The 18499-nt window shown below is 66.3% G+C and carries 16 protein-coding genes and 1 pseudogene; 11 read left to right on the top strand and 6 right to left on the bottom strand.

Translation table 11 applies throughout. The features are described from left to right. Positions 1 to 4 precede the first annotated feature (4 nt). Entirely contained in the window at positions 5 to 877 is an 873-nt protein-coding gene (locus C7453_RS02500; RefSeq protein ID WP_114725666.1) for an SDR family oxidoreductase, read from the bottom strand. Then, positions 874 to 2217: a hypothetical protein gene (locus C7453_RS02505; protein WP_114725668.1), complete on the bottom strand. Its 1344-nt coding sequence runs from the start codon at positions 2215 to 2217 to the stop codon at positions 874 to 876. Before C7453_RS02505 ends, C7453_RS02500 begins: the two co-directional genes overlap by 4 nt. Positions 2218 to 2433: 216 nt before the next feature. Between C7453_RS02505 and rplM the strand changes: the two genes are divergently transcribed. From rplM to C7453_RS02525, 3 genes are all read left to right on the top strand, one after another. Then, positions 2434 to 2916, top strand: coding sequence for a 50S ribosomal protein L13 (gene rplM, locus C7453_RS02510; protein ID WP_114725670.1), 483 nt, complete (start codon positions 2434 to 2436; stop codon positions 2914 to 2916). Between the two features lie 4 nt (positions 2917 to 2920). Further along, positions 2921 to 3421 (top strand): 30S ribosomal protein S9, encoded by a 501-nt coding sequence (rpsI, locus tag C7453_RS02515; protein WP_114725672.1) that lies wholly within the window; start codon positions 2921 to 2923, stop codon positions 3419 to 3421. 271 nt (positions 3422 to 3692) lie between these two features. Next, a complete protein-coding gene (locus C7453_RS02525; protein WP_114725676.1) occupies positions 3693 to 4919 on the top strand; it encodes an MFS transporter in 1227 nt (408 codons plus the stop codon). Positions 4920 to 4954: 35 nt separating this feature from the next. On the opposite strand, the gene C7453_RS02530 is transcribed toward C7453_RS02525, so the two are convergent. After that, positions 4955 to 5845, bottom strand: coding sequence for an SDR family oxidoreductase (locus C7453_RS02530; protein ID WP_114725678.1), 891 nt, complete (start codon positions 5843 to 5845; stop codon positions 4955 to 4957). Positions 5846 to 5939: 94 nt separating this feature from the next. Here C7453_RS02530 and C7453_RS02535 point away from each other — a divergent pair, with 94 nt between their 5' ends. The 3 genes from C7453_RS02535 (at position 5940) to C7453_RS02545 (ending at position 10167) form a co-directional block, all read left to right on the top strand. Next, the gene (locus tag C7453_RS02535) at positions 5940 to 6773 is read left to right on the top strand and encodes a helix-turn-helix transcriptional regulator (RefSeq protein ID WP_114725680.1); all 834 of its coding nucleotides are present in this window, start codon (positions 5940 to 5942) and stop codon (positions 6771 to 6773) included. A 139-nt stretch (positions 6774 to 6912) separates the two neighbouring features. Continuing rightward, positions 6913 to 7692, top strand: a complete 780-nt coding sequence (locus C7453_RS02540) for an AraC family transcriptional regulator (RefSeq protein ID WP_114725682.1) — start codon at positions 6913 to 6915, stop codon at positions 7690 to 7692. A gap of 258 nt (positions 7693 to 7950) precedes the next feature. Then, the gene (locus C7453_RS02545) at positions 7951 to 10167 is read left to right on the top strand and encodes a TonB-dependent siderophore receptor (RefSeq protein ID WP_114725684.1); all 2217 of its coding nucleotides are present in this window, start codon (positions 7951 to 7953) and stop codon (positions 10165 to 10167) included. Between the two features lie 22 nt (positions 10168 to 10189). Here C7453_RS02545 and C7453_RS19580 read toward each other — a convergent pair. Beyond that, positions 10190 to 10270, bottom strand: a pseudogene (locus C7453_RS19580) (MGMT family protein); the annotation flags it as partial. 409 nt (positions 10271 to 10679) lie between these two features. On the opposite strand from C7453_RS19580, the gene C7453_RS02555 reads away from it, so the two are divergent. From C7453_RS02555 to C7453_RS02565, 3 genes are all read left to right on the top strand, one after another. Then, the gene (locus C7453_RS02555) at positions 10680 to 10883 is read left to right on the top strand and encodes a hypothetical protein (protein WP_114725686.1); all 204 of its coding nucleotides are present in this window, start codon (positions 10680 to 10682) and stop codon (positions 10881 to 10883) included. 5 nt (positions 10884 to 10888) lie between these two features. Then, on the top strand, positions 10889 to 13321 hold the full coding sequence (locus tag C7453_RS02560) for an ABC transporter permease (RefSeq protein WP_114725688.1): 2433 nt from the start codon (positions 10889 to 10891) through the stop codon (positions 13319 to 13321). Positions 13322 to 13403: 82 nt separating this feature from the next. Further along, complete coding sequence (locus tag C7453_RS02565; RefSeq protein ID WP_114725690.1) at positions 13404 to 14105, top strand: glutathione S-transferase; 702 nt, start codon at positions 13404 to 13406, stop codon at positions 14103 to 14105. Between the two features lie 49 nt (positions 14106 to 14154). Here C7453_RS02565 and C7453_RS19725 read toward each other — a convergent pair whose 3' ends face one another. Both C7453_RS19725 and C7453_RS19730 read right to left on the bottom strand, forming a co-directional pair. After that, positions 14155 to 14607 (bottom strand): methylated-DNA--[protein]-cysteine S-methyltransferase, encoded by a 453-nt coding sequence (locus C7453_RS19725; protein ID WP_456303623.1) that lies wholly within the window; start codon positions 14605 to 14607, stop codon positions 14155 to 14157. Next, complete coding sequence (locus C7453_RS19730; RefSeq protein WP_310889016.1) at positions 14555 to 15223, bottom strand: bifunctional transcriptional activator/DNA repair enzyme AdaA; 669 nt, start codon at positions 15221 to 15223, stop codon at positions 14555 to 14557. Before C7453_RS19730 ends, C7453_RS19725 begins: the two co-directional genes overlap by 53 nt. A gap of 150 nt (positions 15224 to 15373) precedes the next feature. Between C7453_RS19730 and C7453_RS02575 the strand changes: the two genes are divergently transcribed. Both C7453_RS02575 and C7453_RS02580 read left to right on the top strand, forming a co-directional pair. Next, positions 15374 to 16549, top strand: a complete 1176-nt coding sequence (locus tag C7453_RS02575; RefSeq protein ID WP_114726098.1) for an MFS transporter — start codon at positions 15374 to 15376, stop codon at positions 16547 to 16549. 227 nt (positions 16550 to 16776) lie between these two features. Continuing rightward, complete coding sequence (locus C7453_RS02580; protein WP_114725692.1) at positions 16777 to 18312, top strand: FAD-dependent monooxygenase; 1536 nt, start codon at positions 16777 to 16779, stop codon at positions 18310 to 18312. Positions 18313 to 18499 lie beyond the last annotated feature (187 nt).

Here is an 18499-nt window from a genome sequence, read left to right on the forward strand (position 1 = left end):
ACAGTCAGCGCCCGAACAGCCGCCCCAGCCCGTCCTCAAGGCCGATCGGCACCACGCCCAGTTCCCGCGCCATCGGCCCCGTGTCGAACGCCTTGTCTTCCAGCAGGCGCCGGATTTCGGCAGTCCCCACGGGCGGCAGGCCCGGCAGCACGCGGGTCGCCCACGCGGCCGCCATCATCGCCGCCGCCGGCACCGGCAGCACGGGGCGCGGCCGCAGGCCCGCATGCCGTGCCACCATGGCGGCGAAATCCCGGTAGGAGAGCGCGGTCCCCCCCGCGATCACCAGCGCATGCGGCCCGTCCCACGTCCGGCCCAGCGCCGCCAGCATGCTGCGCGTCACGTCGTCCTGGTGGATCGGCTGCACCAGCGCATGCCCGCCGCCGGGCAGCGGCGTCACCGGCAACCGGCGCAGCAACGTCGCCAGCCGGCGCACATTGTTCTCGCCCTGCGCGCCATAGATCATGGTGGGGTGCAAAATAACCCCGTCGCGGCCCGATGCCATCAGCGCCGCCTCGCCGGCCAGCACGCCGTTGCCGTGCGCGTCGGGCCAGCGGGTGAATTTGCGGGTGCTGCCCAGGCACACCAGCGCCGCCCCTTCGGGCATCGCCGCCAGCAGGGCGGGCACATGCCGCGCATGCGCGGTGCTGGCCACCCGTGCCGCGCCCGCCAGCGCCCGGCGCAGCCCGTCCGCCGGCCCGGTCAGGTCCGCGATCATGGGTTCGCCCGGCAGGCCGGTCGCCCGCCAGCGGGCGGCATCGCGCACCACGGGGACAAAGGGCGTACCCTGCCCCAGCAGCGCCCGGCACAGGGCAACCCCCGACCGGCCGGAGGCACCGATCACATGCACAGGCCCGCCAGGGGCCGGGGGAAGCGTCACGGGATGCTGATCGACAGGCCCAGCATGCCCGCCGTGGAGGGGTCGCCGGCCATCGACAGCGCCACGCCCAGCATCAGCACGCCGATCGGGCGGGGCGGCCGCAGCATCACGCGCAGCCGCTGGTCCGGCTGGGCCAGGAAATGGCCCAGCGCCTGCATCGAGGGGTCGGGGCTCTCCGCCAGCGCGGTCTGGATCTGCTGGCGGTAGGCATCGGGCGCCACCTGCCGGGCGCGGGCCAGCCCGTCCAGCACATGGTCGGCCAGCGAATGGTCCTGCCAGTCGATGGTGGCGGAGACGATCCGTGCGGTTTCGGGCAGGTTGGCCAGGTCATTGACCGGTATCTGGTCCAGGTCGGCCAGGATGGTCATGTGTCCCATGTCCGGGGCGTCGATATCCAGCGGATGCAGGGTCATGGTCCCGTTCTGGCGCTGAAGGGTGCTGACCGCATGGATACGCCCGGCGAAATGGTCGTAGCCGATCATCCGCAGCAGCGACTGGTCCTGCGGCGGGCTGGGCCAGGCGGTCAGGTCGGTGATGGTGGTCTCAAGCTCGTCCTGGCTGGTGGTGGCTTCCTGCTCGGCTTCCAGATGCCCCACGCGCAGCAGCGGGCTGGCGGTGTCGATGGTCAGGGCCGAGATGTCGAACCGGCGACGGCCGACCGTATGGATCAGATGCCCCGATTGCAGCAGGCTGGCGAGCTGGCCGGCAAAATCCGGCCCGTCGATGCGCAGATGGCCGACGCCGATGCGGCGCGACGGCGCCAGGCGGATCTGCACGGCAAGCGTCTCGATATCCAGGTGCGAGGTCCGGCCCAGCCCGTAATCGCGGAGGGTGGCATTGGCGATTGTCAGGTCGGTCTGCCCACCCGGCACCGCCACATGCAGGTCCTTCAACTGCGCCGAATCCAGCACCAGCGAGTCCAGGCGCGGCGGGGTGGGGGTGCGGAACAGGTCCGGCCCGCTATTGGGCAGCACCAGCCCCTTCAGCACCAGCGACGAGAGCGAGGCCGTGGCCCCCGGCTCCATGATCTGCACGTTGCGCAGCGTCAGCGCGCCGATATGCTGGCCATCGACCGCGTTTCCGGTCACGCGGCCCACAATGGCCTCGGAGGCCGTCAGGGTCAGTCCGGGGTTGCGATAGGTCACCGCCGTCAGCCGCGCGCCACGGGCGAGAATGCGCGGCGAGGCGGTGGCATAGGTAAAGCTGGCGCCGGAGCCGATCGCCGCCCGCAGGTCGGCAATGGCGGATTCCATTCGGCTCTGGGCGAGATGCCGCAGGCCCAGCCCTCCCACGATCACGATGATCAGTAGCAGAACAAGGGCGGAAGTCAGTTTTTTCACGTATGGGGCACCCGTCTATGGCCGGTATGACAGCTATAACATTCCCATGCGGATGGGCAATCTCCCGATGGGTGCCAGGATGTGGTATGGGGATACCGCACGGTTAGTTGCCCGAAAAATCGGCGCAAAACCCGTTTTTGTCTTGACGGAGTGGCCGCGTGCGCGGATAACGCGCCACCCGTTACCGCTCCCTATCATCAGACGGAACACAAACAGATGAAGACCACCCTCTCGCTGAAGCCCGCAGAGGTGACGCGAGACTGGATCCTGATCGATGCCGAAGGCCTCGTTCTGGGTCGTCTCGCCGCCATCATCGCGCAGCGCCTGCGCGGCAAGCACAAGCCGCAGTTCACCCCGCACGTCGATTGCGGCGACAACATCGTCGTGATCAACGCCGAGAAGATCAGCCTCACCGGCAACAAGGTCGGCCAGAAGCTGTTCCATTACCACACGGGCTATCCGGGCGGCATCAAGCAGCGCACGATCACCCAGCGGCTCGAGGGCAAGAACCCCGGCCATGTGGTCAAGAAGGCGGTCGAGCGCATGATCACCCGTGGCCCGCTGCAGCGCGCGCAGATGAAGCACCTGTATGTCTATGCAGGCACCGAGCATCCGCATGCCGGCCAGCAGCCCACGACGCTCGACGTCGCGGCGCTGAACCGCAAGAACACCATCAACACCCAGAAGGTCGGGGCCTGATAGAATGTCTGAAACCCAAGAGCGTACAGGCACGCTGGCCGACCTGAAGGATGCCGTCGCAACCGGTCAGGTCGTCTCCACGCAGGATGCCCCGGTCTACGAAGCCAAGCGCGACGCGCAGGGCCGTTCCTACGCCACCGGCCGCCGCAAGGACGCGGTTGCCCGCGTCTGGATCAAGCCGGGCAAGGGCGACATCACGGTCAACGGCCGTCCGGTGGGCACCTATTTCGCCCGTCCGGTGCTGCGGATGCTGATCACCCAGCCGTTCCTGGTGGCCGACCGCTACAACCAGTTCGACGTCTACTGCACGGTCACGGGCGGTGGTCTGTCCGGCCAGGCCGGCGCGGTCCGTCACGGCATCAGCCGCGCGCTGACGCATTACGAGCCCACGCTGCGCGGCATCCTGAAGGCCGCCGGCTTCCTGACCCGCGACTCGCGCGTTGTCGAGCGCAAGAAGTACGGCCGCGCCAAGGCTCGCCGTTCCTTCCAGTTCAGCAAGCGCTGATTGCTCCATCCGGCCAGGGCACGAACAGCGCCCCGGCCGGCGCGGACATCAAAACGGGGGATATCCGGCCCATGCGGCCGGGTATCCCCCGTTTTTTTTGGCGATCACGTCGGTGCCCGCGCACCATCCTGCCTCCCGCATCCCGGCTCCGCGCGCCTTTCGCTGGACGCCGCGCGCCATGTGGCCATGATGTCTCATCACCGCCCCGTCGCATGACCAGATCCGCGAGACCGCCAATGCACCGCCATGCCGGCCACAGTCCGGAGCCGACATGATGCGGCGCCTCCCGCGCGTCTTCCGGTCGCTGCGCAACGTCAATTACCGTATCTGGGCCGCCGGTGCCTTCGTCTCCAATGTCGGCACCTGGGTCCAGCGCACGGCCCAGGACTGGCTGGTGCTGACCGAACTGACGCACCACGATGCCTCCGCCGTCGGGCTGGTCATGGCCCTGCAATTCGGGCCGCAGATGCTCCTGCTGCCCTGGACGGGCTTCGCCGCCGATCATTTCAACCAGCGCCGCCTGCTCATGGTCACCCAGGCGGCAATGGGCGTTCTCGCCCTAGCGCTGGGCGTGCTGACGGTCAGCGGCATCGTCCAGCTCTGGCATGTCTATGTCTTCGCGTTCCTGTTCGGATGCGCCGCCGCGTTCGATGCCCCTGTGCGCCAGACCTTCGTGGCCGAACTGGTGGGCGAAGAGGATCTGCACAATGCCGTTGCGCTCAATTCCACCTCGTTCAACGCCGCCCGCATGGTCGGTCCCGCCGTCGCCGGGCTGGTCATCGCCGCGACGGGCACCGGTTGGGCCTTCCTGATCAACGGGGCGTCCTTCATCGGCGTCCTTGTCTCCCTGGCCACGCTGCGTGTGGCCATGCTGCGGCCTCATGCCCGTGCCCATCGCACCAGAGGCGGCTTTTCCGAGGGCTTCCGCTATGCGTGGGGGCGGCCCGATCTCCGGGCCATCCTGACAATGCTGTTCCTGATCGGGACGTTCGGCCTCAATTTTCCGATCTTCATCTCCACGATGGCCGTCACCGTCTTTCATGCCGATGCACGGGGCTACGGCATCCTGTCCTCCATCATGGCGCTCGGCTCGCTGGCCGGCGCCTTTCTGGGGGCGGCCCGCCAGGCACCGCGCTTCGAACTGCTGCTGACCGGCGGGGCCGTGTTCGGTCTCGGCTGCGCACTGGCGGCTATCGCGCCGGGCTACTGGTTCTTCGCCGCCACGCTCATCATCATCGGCGTGTCGGCACTCACCGTTACCAATACCACGAACAGCCTGGTGCAGCTTTCCACCCCGCCCGAAATGCGCGGGCGTGTCATGGCGCTGCGGGTCGGCGTGGTCCTCGGCGGCACGCCGATCGGTGCCCCCATCGTCGGCTGGGTCGCCGACACGTTCGGTCCACGCTGGGCGCTGGGCGTCGGGGCCGCGGCTGGCTTTGCTTCCGCCCTCGTCGTTCTGCGCGCCCTGGCGCGGCGGCCAGCACCCGAGCCGTCCTGACCGCGCGTTCCTCTGCGCCGGAACGTGTCGTGGCGTCAGTGTCGCGTATATTCAAGCTGCTCCAGATCGGTCAGCAGTTCAGGCCCGGTCGGCGTCCACCCCAGCGTCTCGCGCGTCCACAGGCTTGCGGCCCGCATGTCGAACCCGGCAAACCGTGCGAACGGGCCGAAGAAAGCCGGGGCGTCCTCCAGCGCGATGGAGCGCACGGGCAGACCCAACCGCCGGCCGAGCGTTTCGACGATCGCGCGCATCGTCACGCCTTCTTCCGCTACTGCATGCCATGCCACTCCTGTCGCGGCCTTTTCGATTGCCTGCCGATAGAGGCGCGCAACATCGCGCACATGTGCCGCCGGCCACAGATTGCTTCCGTCTCCGACATAGGCGCAGACGCCATTGGCGCGAAAGATGTCGATCAGCGGCGTGATCAGTCCCTGCCTGGCCGTATCGTGGACCTGCGGAAGGCGCACGACCGACGCACGGACCCCGCGTGGCACCAAGGCAAGCGCCGTCTGTTCCGAAACGCGGGGGAACGGAAAGTCGGGTGGAATCACATCCTTTTCGGTGGCCAGTTCGCCCGGCCGGGCCAATCCCGCCAACCCGCCCGTGGCAAGAAACGCCTTTCCGGACCCGGCGAGCGCGGACCCCATGGCGTCGATGGCGCGGCGATCGGCCTCGCAACTCGCGGGAAAATTCGACCAGTCGTGAATGAAGGCCAGATGGATCACGGCATCGGACATCGCCGCGCCCTCTTGCAGGCTGTCGAGGTCGTCGAGCGCACCGCGTCGCACTTCGGCCCCGATGGCGGCGAGCGCATGGGCGCCTTCATCCGAACGGGCGAGGCCCAGAACGTCATGGCCGGCGGCGATCAGGTCCCGAACCGTCGGCATGCCAATGAAGCCGGTGGCTCCTGTGACGAATACACGCATAAGGAGCGTCTCCTGTTTTCTGGTAAGGACACCTCTCGGCCCGCGCCGTATTCCGGTAAAGTAGTGATCTTATCGTATTATAAAGAGTAACAGGATGAGTGAGCATCAGGATGGCGAGAAGCGGCTCGGCGCCTGGCTGAGGGATCGTCGCATGCGGCTGGATCCGGCCGCCTTCGGCTTTCCGCCGGAACGCCGGCGTACCTCCGGCCTGCGGCGTGAGGAAGTGGCGCAGCGGGCCAGTATCAGCCCGACCTGGTACACATGGCTGGAACAGGGCCGGGGCGGCGCGCCGTCGGCCGAGGTGCTGGAGCGGATCGCCCATGCCCTTCTGCTGACCGACATCGAGCGGGAGCATGTCTTTCTTCTTGGCCTCGGCCGCCCCCCGGATGCGCATTATCGCAGCGGCGGCAGCGTCACGCCACGCCTGCAAAGGGTGCTTGATACGCTGGACCCCAGCCCCGCGCTGATCCGGACCGCGACGTGGGATGTTCCTGCGTGGAACCGGGCGGCAACCATCATGCTGGGGGATTACGGTGCCTTGCCGCCGGCGGAGCGCAATATCCTGCGCATCATCTTCCTCGACCCGCGTTCCCGCGCCATGCAGCCTGATTGGGAAAGCGTGGCGCGCTACGTCGTCGGCGCCTTCCGCATCGAAACGGCGCGCGCCGGTGCTGCGGGCGAGAGTGCGCCGTTGGTAAGGGAGCTTTGCCAGATCAGCCCCGAATTTCGGACGATGTGGCATGAAAACGGCGTCAATGGCGGACCTGTCGATATCGTCAAGCGCATTCATCATCCGATCCTGGGTCATTTTGCCTTCGAACACTCGACATTTTCGGTCGATGGCCGGCCTGATCTGACCCTGGTCATCTACAATCCGGCGACACCGGAGGATGCGGGCAGGATCAGGGAGGCCCTGGCGCATGGATGAGTATCTGGGCGGCGGTTTGGCGTGTCTTGGCAGGCCAGGAGTGGCGGGCGATAATCGGTTCCGCACAGTCTGACGGAGCGTGGGCGATTTCTCTCTCGCGGAACATTTTGCGCGGACAGGCAGGTGGAATCGTGGCGTCATGAAACGCACGGCGGATTTCCCATGCCATCCGCCTCCGGTCGTGGGCTTCGCGGATTGCTATATCGGCGGCTTCGTGGACGGGTTTCATACCCATGACCGTGGCCAGTTATCCGTGTTTCTGGCCGGCACCGTGACGGTCAGCACCTGTAGCGGCAGCTTCACCCTCGGCCCCGGCCAGGGCCTGTGGCTCCCCGCTCACACGCTCCATCAGGCGACCTGCCGCACCGATCTGGCGTTCCAGGTCGTCTATGTCGATCCGTCTCTGACCGGCGCCGATCTGCCGCCCAGGATGTTCGATGTGTCCACCCTCATGCGCGGGCTGGTGGACGAGATCATTGCCATGAAATACGATTTCACCATGGACGACCGCATGTCGGCCATCGCCCGGCTCCTGGTCGATGAAATCGGGCGTGCACCCCGGATCGCCGAACGCCTGCTTTTTCCGCAGGACCACCGGCTGCGCCGCGTGTGCGAGGCCATTACCGCCCAGCCGGGAGACTGCCGCGACATCGACCATTGGGCGCGGGAGGCCGGCATGGCGCGACGCACCTTCACCCGCCTGTTTCAACTGGAAATGGGGATGGGCTTCGCGGCCTGGCGTCGCAGGGTGCGGGTGATCGAAGCCGCATCGCGCATCGCGGCGGGCCAGTCCATCGCGGAAGTCGCGTTCGATCTCGGCTATGAGAATGCCGGCAGTTTCAGCACGATGTTCCATAGAACTTTCGGCGTCGCCCCCAGCACGCTGCGACCCGGCACGGGGCCGGCACCGCGCCCGTAAGAGCCTGACCGAACATGCGCGCTGGCGGGGTGTCCCCCACCCTTCGTCACACAACCGCCCCCGACCCGATCATGCGGCCCTTCCCGCAAACCGCGATGTCGGCAATCAGGCCGAATGTACTGGCGTTCAGGCCAGGCGGAGGTTCGTCGCTTGATGGGGCTGCCAAAGAGGGTTATCGGCGCAACTAAGTCTTATTCTTAATATCACTATCGATCCCCGTCTTCCGCCGGAAGACGCGGGTCACGAAACGGGTCGGGTATGCAGCGCAGCAGGATGGTCTACACGGTTCTTTTTTCCCTTGTTCTGACCGACGCGGCCTTCGCCGCCGAGCAGGAGAAAAAGACCGACAAGCTTCAGGAGGCCGGCACGACCACCTCCGGCCAGGTCGCCACCCCTCAGTCCAAGGCACATGCCCTGCAGGCAGAGCAGATCGAGGTCCGGGGGCGCACGGCCTCGACCGTCGCGTCTTCTGCGACCAAGACCAATACGCCGCTTGTCGAGACGGCCCAGTCGGTCACCGTCATCACGCGCGACGAAATGGATACGCGCGGCGTCCTCACCCTCAATCAGGCCGTGCGCTACGCCGCGGGCATCACCGCCGATACGCGCGGCGGGGAGGGTACACGCTACGATCTCTTCGATCTGCGCGGCTTCGCGGTGCCCACCTTCCTCGACGGGCTGAAAGTGCAGAGCAGCCCGACAGGTTTCGCGGTTGCCCAGACCGATACCTTCCGCCTGGATCGCGTCGAACTGCTCAAGGGGCCGGCCTCCGCGCTGTACGGCCAGTCCAGCCCGGGCGGCCTCACCGCGCTGTCCAGCAAGCTGCCGACCGACCAGCGATCCTATGGCAGCGTGAACACGACCGGCGGCATGTTCGATCTCTATCGCGTCGATGCCGATGTCGGCGGGTTCGCGACGGACGACGGCCTCGTCCGCTACCGGATATACGGAACGGTGAACGGGCAGCACACCCAACTCAGCAAGACGGGAAGCCGACGTTTCAGCATAAGCCCGTCCTTCACGTTCGGAGGAAACGGGCCGACCACCCTCACCCTGCTGGGCAATTATCAGTACGATCCCGAGAACGGCTCCTATGGAGGTGTCCCGCTGATCGGTTCCCTCAAGCGGGCATCTTACGGCTACCTGCCTCGAAATTTCTACGATGGTGACGTCCCTTCGGAAAAATTCAACCGCAGGCAGGGTTCGATCACCTATATCTTCAACCATCGTTTCAATAACGACTGGAGTTTCAGCACCCGCGGACGCTACGACGATATCATGACCGAATATCGCAGCGTCTATGACAATGGCTATTACGACGATGGCGGCGACGGCACCACCGGTACCATGCTGTCCCGCTCGGCATACGGCACGCGGGAGCATGTGTACAACCTGGCATTCGACAGCCAGTTCAAGGGGCATGTCCGCACCGGGCCGTTGCGCCATACGCTGATGTTCGGGTTCGACTACATGCAGCAGAGAGCGAACGACAAGGAAGCCGGCGGCGATGCGCCCGATCTGGATGTCCTGCATCCCGATTATCACATGGTCATCCCCCCCCTGACGCCGTCGCTGAACTACGTCACGGATTCCCACCAGATCGGCGCTTACGGCCAGGACGAAATCCGCTGGAACCGTCTGATCCTGACCGGCAGCCTCCGCAACGACTGGTACCGGTCCCATCAGGTGGAATCTCTCTCCCAGTCCGATACGCGGCAGAACGCAAGCCAGATCACATGGCGCGCGTCGGGCCTCTATCATTTCGATTTCGGCCTTGCGCCCTATATCAGTTACGCGACATCCTTCCAGCCGCAATCGGGCATCGTCTCCAACGACGGCGGCACCACGATGCGCCAGGCCAATCCCTCCATCGGAAAACAGCTGGAAGGAGGGCTGAAATATCAGCTTCCGGGCACGTCCGTCCTGCTGACCGCGGCGGGCTTCCATATCGAGCAGAGCAACGTCCTCGTTTCCGTCGCCAATACGGGCTACAACCTGCAAAGTGGCCTGGTCCATTCGGACGGGTTCGAGTTCGAGGCCCATGCCGAGCCGTTCCGCAACCTCATGCTCACGGCAGCCGTCAGCGTCCAGAAGGTCCATGACGATTCCACCGGCAAGCCATTGATCCAGTCGGGCAAGGGCAACGCCTCACTGTTCGCCTTCTACACGATGCCGTCTGGCCCGGTGAAAGGTCTCGGTTTCGGCGGCGGCATGCGCTATTCGGCAAAAACCTATGGCGGAGAAGCGACGTACGGCAGCGTATGGCTCCCGCAATATGCCCTGTTCGATGCATCCGTCAGCTACGACCTGTCGAACCTGTCCCGCGCGCTCCGTGGATGGAAGGCATCGGCCAGCGTCCGCAACATCTTCGACAGGCATTATATCGCCAACTGCTTTGCCTACGGCTATGACGGCCAGTACTGCTATTACGGCGAGCGCCGCAACGCCCAGGCCAGCATAGGATATAGCTGGTAGATATCCCTCCGGGGGATGCTGTGCCGTCATGACGGATAACGCGATGGCACGGTATGGCAACGGCCAGCGCATCGGTGCCACGGGCATTCGCTACCGCTTGCCCTGCGGCTCTGTTTTGGCCGTCCGCTGAACAGTCATACCGGCAATACGATGCGCGCGATCACGGGCCGCGACAAAGCCCGGCACCCGTCGTGATGGAGGCCACGGCCCCGTGCCGGGATCGTGGCCTTCAAGGCGTTGCGAATACGTTCATTCCTTGCTTGACAGCCTGTTCAGGGATGTCCGATCGCGGACACTCTGTCCGATTTCGAACGGCTCCCTGTCTGCAAGCTAAAATACCATTCATTTTCAATCGGATGCATTCCGCTATGGTGGTGATATGCTCTGTCCCCAGAGGAGAGGCAGCGTATGGATCGCCCGATTTCGAGTGGTTTCCCGGCACCTGGCGCACCCCGTATCCTTCCGGATGCACAGGCCAAACCGGCGCGGGTATCGGGAGGGCAGGGGGCGGTATGACGATCGCATTGCGCTTCAAGGCATTCCTGCGTCAGATACGCGGGCGCCGGCGTTACGGCGCGATCAACGTCGCCGGTCTGTCTCCCCGCTATTGTGCCGATGTCGTGATCATGGCGGTGTTCGTGGCCACGTTCGCCGTCCTGTCCCAGACCCTGCGTGCCGCGCGTGCCGAACCGGCGCGCGCCCTGCGTGTGGAGTAACGCCCATGCTTGCCCATATCGCCCTCGTATTCTGGCGCGGCATCGCGCAGCGCCGCCTGTTCACCGCTCTGAACGTGGCCGGCATGGCGCTCGGCATGGCCACGTTCCTCACCCTGGCGCTGATCGTGCGCTACGAATTCAGCTTCGATCGCTGGATTCCGGATGCCGCGAACATCTACCGGCTCGATGCCTTTCCGGCGAAGGAGGCCTCCGTCTCCAGCATCCGCCTGTTCGACGCCATTCAGGCCGAGCACCCCGAATGGCCTGCCACGGCGATTGTGCGCGGTTTCTCGGATGCCACGGTCGTCGTTGGCGCCCAGGTCCGCGATGTCACCATCGCCCGCACGGATACCCATTTCTTCGCCGTCTTCGGCCTGCCGCTCGCCGAAGGCGACCGGGCGACTGCGCTTGTCCCCGATGGCGCCGTCCTGACGCGGGCATGGGCGCGGGGTCTGTTCGGCACCGATCGCAACATTGTGGGGCGAAGCTTCGATATCATCCAGAGGGGCGAGCGGCGGCGGCTGCACGTCACGGGCATCCTCGACGATCCCGCGCCCAACACCACGCCGCATTTCGATCTGCTCGTGCCGTCCTCGCCCGAGAGTCTTCATGGCTATGATATGTGGGGGATGCAGGACACGGAAGTCTGGGTCCGTCTGGCACCGTCCGTGGCGTCCCATTTGCCGGATCTCCTGAACGGGCTGGTGCAGCGCCATGCCGCCGGGCTCACGGCCGACGAGGCCAGATCTTACGTCGTGCGCGCCCGCCCGCTCACCAGTCTGCATTTCTTCGATGCGACCATCGGCTGGGGAGGGGCCGACAAGCGGCTGCCGGTCATTCTCGGCCTGGTGGGGCTTCTGGCGCTTGCGGCGGGTCTGATCAACTTCGTCAATCTCTCCACGGCGCTGGCGGCGACGCGGGCGCGGGAAGTGGCCATGCGCAAGGTGCTGGGCGCAACGCCCCGGCTGCTGGGCCTGTCCTTCACGGCGGAGGCCGTCGGCCTGGCGCTGATGGCGGCGGCCCTGGCGATCGTGATGACGGAGCTTGCGCTACCCTGGGTCGCCACGCTCAGCGGCTGGCCCGTAACGCTCGATTTCTCCTTCGCGCTGCCGCTGCTCCTGCTGGTGGCCGTCATCGGCGGGGTCTGCGCGGGTGCCTATCCGTCCTGGCTGTTGTCGCGGTTCCGTCCGGCTGCCGTGCTGGCGTCCGCGCGGCTGCCGGGCAGTGGCCGTCTCGGCAGCCGCCTGCGTGAAGGGCTGGTCGTCGTCCAGTTCGCGTTCGCCATCACGCTGACCATCTGCACGCTCGTCATCTGGCGGCAGACCCATCTGCTCCAGACGATGGATCGCGGTTACCGCCAGTCCGGTCTTCTCGTCGACCGACTGCCCGACGAGCCGTCAGCCAGGCAGCGTCAGCAGCGGCTGGCCGATCTCATCCGCGGCGTCCCCGGAATCACGGGCGTCACGATTTCGGACAACGCGCCGGGCGGAGGGCCCTCCAGGATCAGCTACGCGGCGACCCGTCCAGGCCATGAGAAAGATGTTTCCATCCTTCTCGTCGGAACCCAGTCTTCGACCTTGCCTCTCTTCGGCACCCGTCTCCTCGCGGGTCGCCTGTTCGACGCGCGGAGCGACCGCGACAGCCGGCCCATGCCCGTCACACCGTTCGACGCCGCTTTCAGCGTGCCGGACTACAATTTCGGCACACACACCATCATCCTCAACGAAACGGCCACCCGCGCCCTGGGCTTTCCCGACCCCGCCAGCGCGATCGGCCAGCCGATCTATCTCGCAGGCAAGACGATACAGACCGTGATCGGCGTGGTGGCCGACATGCGCCTGCAGGCGGGCCGCGCGGCCGTCGACCCCGCGCTTTATTACGCCGTGTCCGGCCCGATCGGCCATGGCGTTCTCTCCATCCGCTACGACCACGCGCCCGAAAATGCCGTTCGCATCGCCATCGCCGCCGTCTGGAAGCAGGTTTTCCCCGAGGCCGCGCTGAACCTTCGCGGCATGGACGAGATCGTCGGCGAGGATACCAGGCCCGAGCAGCAGCGCGGCACGTTGATGATCATCGCCTCGCTGCTCACGCTGTCCATTTCCTGCATCGGGCTGTACGGCATCGCTGCCTTCAACGTGCAGCGGCGCCTGTTCGAGATCGGCGTGCGCAAGGTGCTCGGCGCGACGGCCGGGCAGGTGACGGGCCTGCTGGTGTTCCAGTTCTTGCGCCCCGTGCTGCTGGCCAATATCGCCGCGTGGCCGGTCGCATGGTGGGCGATGCAGGGATGGCTGGCCGGCTTCGACCGGCGCATCGGCCTCTCGCCGCTTTATTTCGTCGCAACCGCCGTGCTCGTTATCCTGCTGGCGGTCGTCACGACGCTGCTCCGGGCCGGCAAGGGCGCGCGGAGCGCACCAGCCATCGCGCTCGGCTCGCCGTGAGCACCATGCTGTTCCGGACGGTCTTGCGATATGGTCAAGCAATGCGAACCTGTCGGGGTCCGCACGATCAGGAGTCCACGCAATGTCCGATTACGACCTCTATTACTGGTCCGTGCCGTTCCGCGGCCAGTTCGTGCGCGCGGTCCTGGCCTATGCCGGCAAGAGCTGGACCGAGTGCGGCGACGCGGCGATATCAAAGCTGATGGACGGCCCGGTGGAAAACATGCCGGTCCCGTTCATGGGCCCACCCCTGCTGATCGACCGAAAGGCGGACTTCGCCATTGCCGAGACACCGGCGATCATCCTCTATCTCGGCGAAACGCTGCACCTCCTGCCCACCACCCCGGCCCTGCGCGCCCTGAGCATGAAAATCGTCAACGACGCCAATGACGTGATCGACGATATCACCCTGGCTGGCGGCCGTGAGATGTGGACGGAGACGCGCTGGCAGGCGTTCGTCCCGCGCCTGCGGAAATGGATGTCCCTCTGGGAGGAAACCGGGCGACGCCATGGCCTCAGGGCCGATTCCGGCTTTCTGCTCGGCGGCAAGGCGCCGGGCATCGCCGACATCGTGACAGCCACCCTGTGGTCGACCATGGCGGAGCGTTTTCCCGCTATCGCGACGCTTCTCAAGGACACCGCACCTCTCACGGCAGCCCTGGCACAGCGGGTCGCGGCCATACCGGCGCTGGCGGCACTGGCCGCGAGAGCGCGCGAGGATTATGGCGACGCCTATTGCGGCGGCCAGATCGAGGCTTCGTTGCGCAAGGTTCTGAACGCCTGACCCGTCATGGGGCGGCCAACCGCCCCACGCGGAAACATCCCGCGACCGGTCAGGATTTCTCCCGTTCCAGCAGCCTCTCCTTGCGCGCGACACCCCAGCGATACCCCGAAACCGTGCCGTCACGGCGAATCACGCGATGGCACGGTATGGCAACGGCCAGCGCATTGGCGCCACAGGCATTCGCCACCGCCCGCACCGATGCGGGGGCGCCGATCCGACGCGCGATGTCGCGATAGGTCGCAGTATTCCCGGCCGGAATCTCGCGCAGCGCATCCCATACGCGCTGCTGAAAGACCGTGCCGCGAATATCGAGGGGCAGATCCAGCCCGATGGCAGGCGCTTCCACAAACCCGACCACCCGCGCCACCAGTTCTTCGTAATCCCGGTCGCCTCCCACAAGCTCGGCACGGGGAAAGCGATCCTGAAGATCGCGCACCAGCAATTCCGGATCATCCCCCAGCAGAATGGCCACGATCCCCCGTTCGCTGGAAGCCACGAGGATCGCCCCCAGCGCACACGCGCCGACGGCAAAGCGCAGCCGCTCGGCAACTGCCCCCCCGGCGCAGCGCGGTCGGCGTCATGCCCAGCATCCCGGCGGATTTTTCATAAAAGCGGCTGCTGGACCCATATCCGGCGGCATAGATCGCATCCGTCACACGCGGCGCGGCGGGCAGGGCCTCGCGCAGGCGCCCGCTCCGGCAGGCCTCGGCATATCGGCGCGGCGAAAGCCCGGTCGCGCGCGTGAACACACGCTGGAAATGGCCGGGGCTCAACCCGACCGCGCGCGCCAGCGCCGCAAGGGTCGGGCGCCCGTCGCCGGCTTCGATCAGGCGGCACGCTTGCACGACGCGCGCATTCCGCCCGTCCGCGTCCGCCGCTGCATCGGGGTCGCAGCGCAGGCAGGCCCGCGCACCGGTCGCCCGTGCGTCCTCGATGGTGTCATGAATCCGCACATTTTCCGGCCGGGCCATGCGCGAGGGGCAGGAGGGCCGGCAATAGACCCCCGTGGTGGTCACGGAATACCAGAACCACCCATCGGCCCGCCGGTCCCGATGGACGATCCCGCTCCAGCGCGGGTCCCGTTCGGCGGAGTCCCTGTCCGCGCCCGATCCGTCCATCTCCGCCTCCCGTCAATTGTGATTGACCCCGACACTATGTCCGTCAACGATGCCGCACACTCCGAACCGTGCGATCAAATCCCGATCATCACGCCGGTCTCGTCACCCGGCCGCCAGATGCGCCCGCCGAAAAAAGGGAAAGAAGTCGTTTTGTCGAAAGCCGATCATTCGTCCAGTCTTGCGCTATTGTCCCTGGCCTGCGGGGCCTTCGCGATCGGGGTCACCGAATTCACCCCCATGGGGCTGCTGCCCGTCCTGGCCGAGGGCGTCCATGTCAGCGTGCCCAAGGCCGGCAGCCTGATCAGCGCCTACGCTTTCGGCGTCATGGGCGGCGCCCCCTTCGTCACCCTGCTGCTGGCCCGCTATCCGCGCAAATACGCGCTGATCGGGCTGATGGTCCTGTATGCCATCGGCAACCTGACATCGGCGGCCAGCGCCGACTACACGCAGTTGCTGCTCTCGCGGGTCCTCACCAGCATGGCCCATGGTGCCTTCTTCGGCCTGGGCGCGGTCGAGGCCGCCAGCCTGGTCGCTCCCAACCGCCGGGCCAGCGCGCTGGCCAGCATGTTCATGGGCCTGACCGTCGCCAATATTTTCGGCGTGCCGGCCGCCACCTGGCTGGGCGATACGCTGGGCTGGCGCAGCGCATTCGCCGTCATCTCGGTGCTGGGCGTGGTCGCGGCGGCGGCCTTGTCCGTCGCCCTGCCACTGGCCGAGGCCGGCCCAAGGCCCGACGCGGCGGCCGAACTGAAGGCCATCCTGCGCCCCAACGTGCTGATGGCACTCGGCGTCACGGTCATCGGTGCCGGCGCGATGTTCGAACTCTACACTTATATCGTCCCGATGCTGGAGCACATCACCCAGGCAGGCCCGGCCCTGACGACGGCGGCGCTGATGCTGATCGGGGTGGGCTTCAGCATCGGCAACGCCATCGGCGGCCGCGCGGCGGACCGCTCGCTGGCCGGTACGCTGCTGGTGTTCTTTCCCATCCTGGGCCTGATCATGCTCGCCTTCCCCTTCGCGGCGCAGACGCCGGCCGGGGCATTGGTCGGCGTCCTGCTCTGGGGCGCCGCCAGCTTCTCGCTGATGCCGGCGTTGCAGATGCGCACCATGCAGGCCGCGCACGACGCGCCGGGCCTGGCTTCGTCGGTCAATATCGGCGCGTTCAACCTGGGCAATGCGTTGGGTGCCGCGCTGGGCGGCGCGGTCCTGTCCTTCGGGTTCGGCTACCCGATGGTCTCCGCCGCCGGTCTGGGGATCTGCCTGCTGGGCGTGGTGCTGGTCCTGCTGTCGCGCACCGGGCGGCTGTCGCCGCAGGCCGGATAAGGCGGCCTTGCCGGCAGGCCGCCATGTTGCTACGCATGGCATGTCGGAAAAGGCAGATCTGGTCTGGTAAGCCCAGGTCCTTTCGGTAACGAAAGCTCTGGTCTTTGGCCTCGCGCACAGGACCCCCGCGACGAACAACGGATGCTCTCCCGGGCATCCAGTCGTTCGTCCGGCGCGGGGGCAGATGCCAGGAACGCTCCGGTCGAACATCGACAGTGGAGCCGTTCATGCCTGTAGAATTTCCGAAATGTCATGATGTAATCATCGTGGGCGCCGGCCCGGTCGGGCTGTTTCTCGCTGGCGAACTATGCCTCGCAGGCTGTTCGGTCCTGATGCTGGAGCAGGCACAGACCCCGGCGTCTCCCCTGAAGGACCTGCCGTTCGGGCTGCGCGGCCTTTCGGCAGCGACCATGGAAACATGCGATCGCCGCGATCTGCTCGACCCGCTCAAAAACCGCGCCGTCGATCGCGACGGCATGCTCACGGCGCACTGGATGCGACCAGGCCGCCGCGCTGCCGGTCACTTCGCCGGCATCCCGTTCTTTCAGGATCAGATCGACGGCGCGACATGGCCCTATCGTCTGCCCGGTCCCATCGGCGGCATGGCGGCCGATATGGCAGGCATCGAAACCGTGCTGGCCGATCGTGCGCTCGCCATGGGCGCCGAGATCAGGCGTGGCTGTAAAGTCGAGGATCTTTCACAGTCCGAGACGAAAGTCAGCGTGTGCACCAATGGCAGCACGTTCGAAGGTCTCTGGCTGGTCGGCTGCGACGGTGGCCGCAGCGTGGTGCGCAAGGCGGCCGGGATTGCCTTCAGCGGAACGGAGCCGGAATTGACCGGCTATTCCGCCGAAATCGCACTGGCCGATCCGGCCAGCCTCAAACCCGGCCGCCACTCCACCCCCACGGGCCTGTACACCTACGCCGCGCCGGGCCTGATCGCGATGGCCGATTTCGATGCCGGCGCATGCCACCGGACGCAGCCGATCACCCGCGACCATATCCAGGCGGTCCTGCGCAAGGTCTCCGGCACCGATCTCGTGGTCACGGCGCTGAAGCGCGCCGCCACATGGACCGACCGCGCCTGTCAGGCGACCGACTACCGCCGGGGGCGCATCCTGCTGGCGGGCGACGCCGCCCATATCCATTCTCCGCTGGGCGGCCAGGGCCTCAATCTCGGGCTTGGCGACGCGATGAATCTCGGCTGGAAACTTGCCGCGACGATCCGCGGCCACGCGCCAGCCCATCTGCTCGACAGCTATGCTGACGAGCGGCATCCTGTTGGTGCGCGGGTTCTCGACTGGTCGCGGGCCCAGGTCGCACTCATGCGCCCGGACCGCGCGACACGCGCGCTCGAAGTCATCATCCGCGATCTGATCGAAACACGCGATGCCGCAACCTATTTTGCCGAGCGCGTATCGGGCATCGGGCTTCGTTATGATTGCGGCGGCACGCATCCGCTGGTCGGCTATAGCGCACCAGACTTCGCCCTGGCCGACGGAACAGGGCTGAACGACCATCTCCGCACCGGGCGCGGCCTGCTGCTGGATTTCGTCGCGCAACCATCGCTTCGCGCCCTTGCGGATCGCTGGGCCGGACGGGTCGATTATGTCGCGAGCGATGCAGAAGAGCGCCTGGGGCTGCACGCGGTGCTGGTACGGCCCGACGGCTATGTCGCCTGGGCCAGCGACCATGCCGCCGATGATGCAGGGGCATTTCAAGCCGCCCTGAGATGGTTTGGAAACCCTCGGGAAGAACGCTGATCTCCCCAAGGCGAATGTGTCGGCCATCCCCGGCAGGGGCGTTACCCTTGACCGATAAAAGGGTAACGTCCTTTACAGAACCGATCCGTTCTCTTCCGGTCTTCATCACGATCGGCCGAACCACCAGCAGGACCGGCAGAATGCCGGCCCCACCCACGCCATCGCGCACATATGCCGCGCAATAAAG

Origin of the sequence: Gluconacetobacter liquefaciens, assembly GCF_003350405.1 — a bacterium.
In the GTDB taxonomy this organism is placed as follows: domain Bacteria; phylum Pseudomonadota; class Alphaproteobacteria; order Acetobacterales; family Acetobacteraceae; genus Gluconacetobacter; species Gluconacetobacter liquefaciens.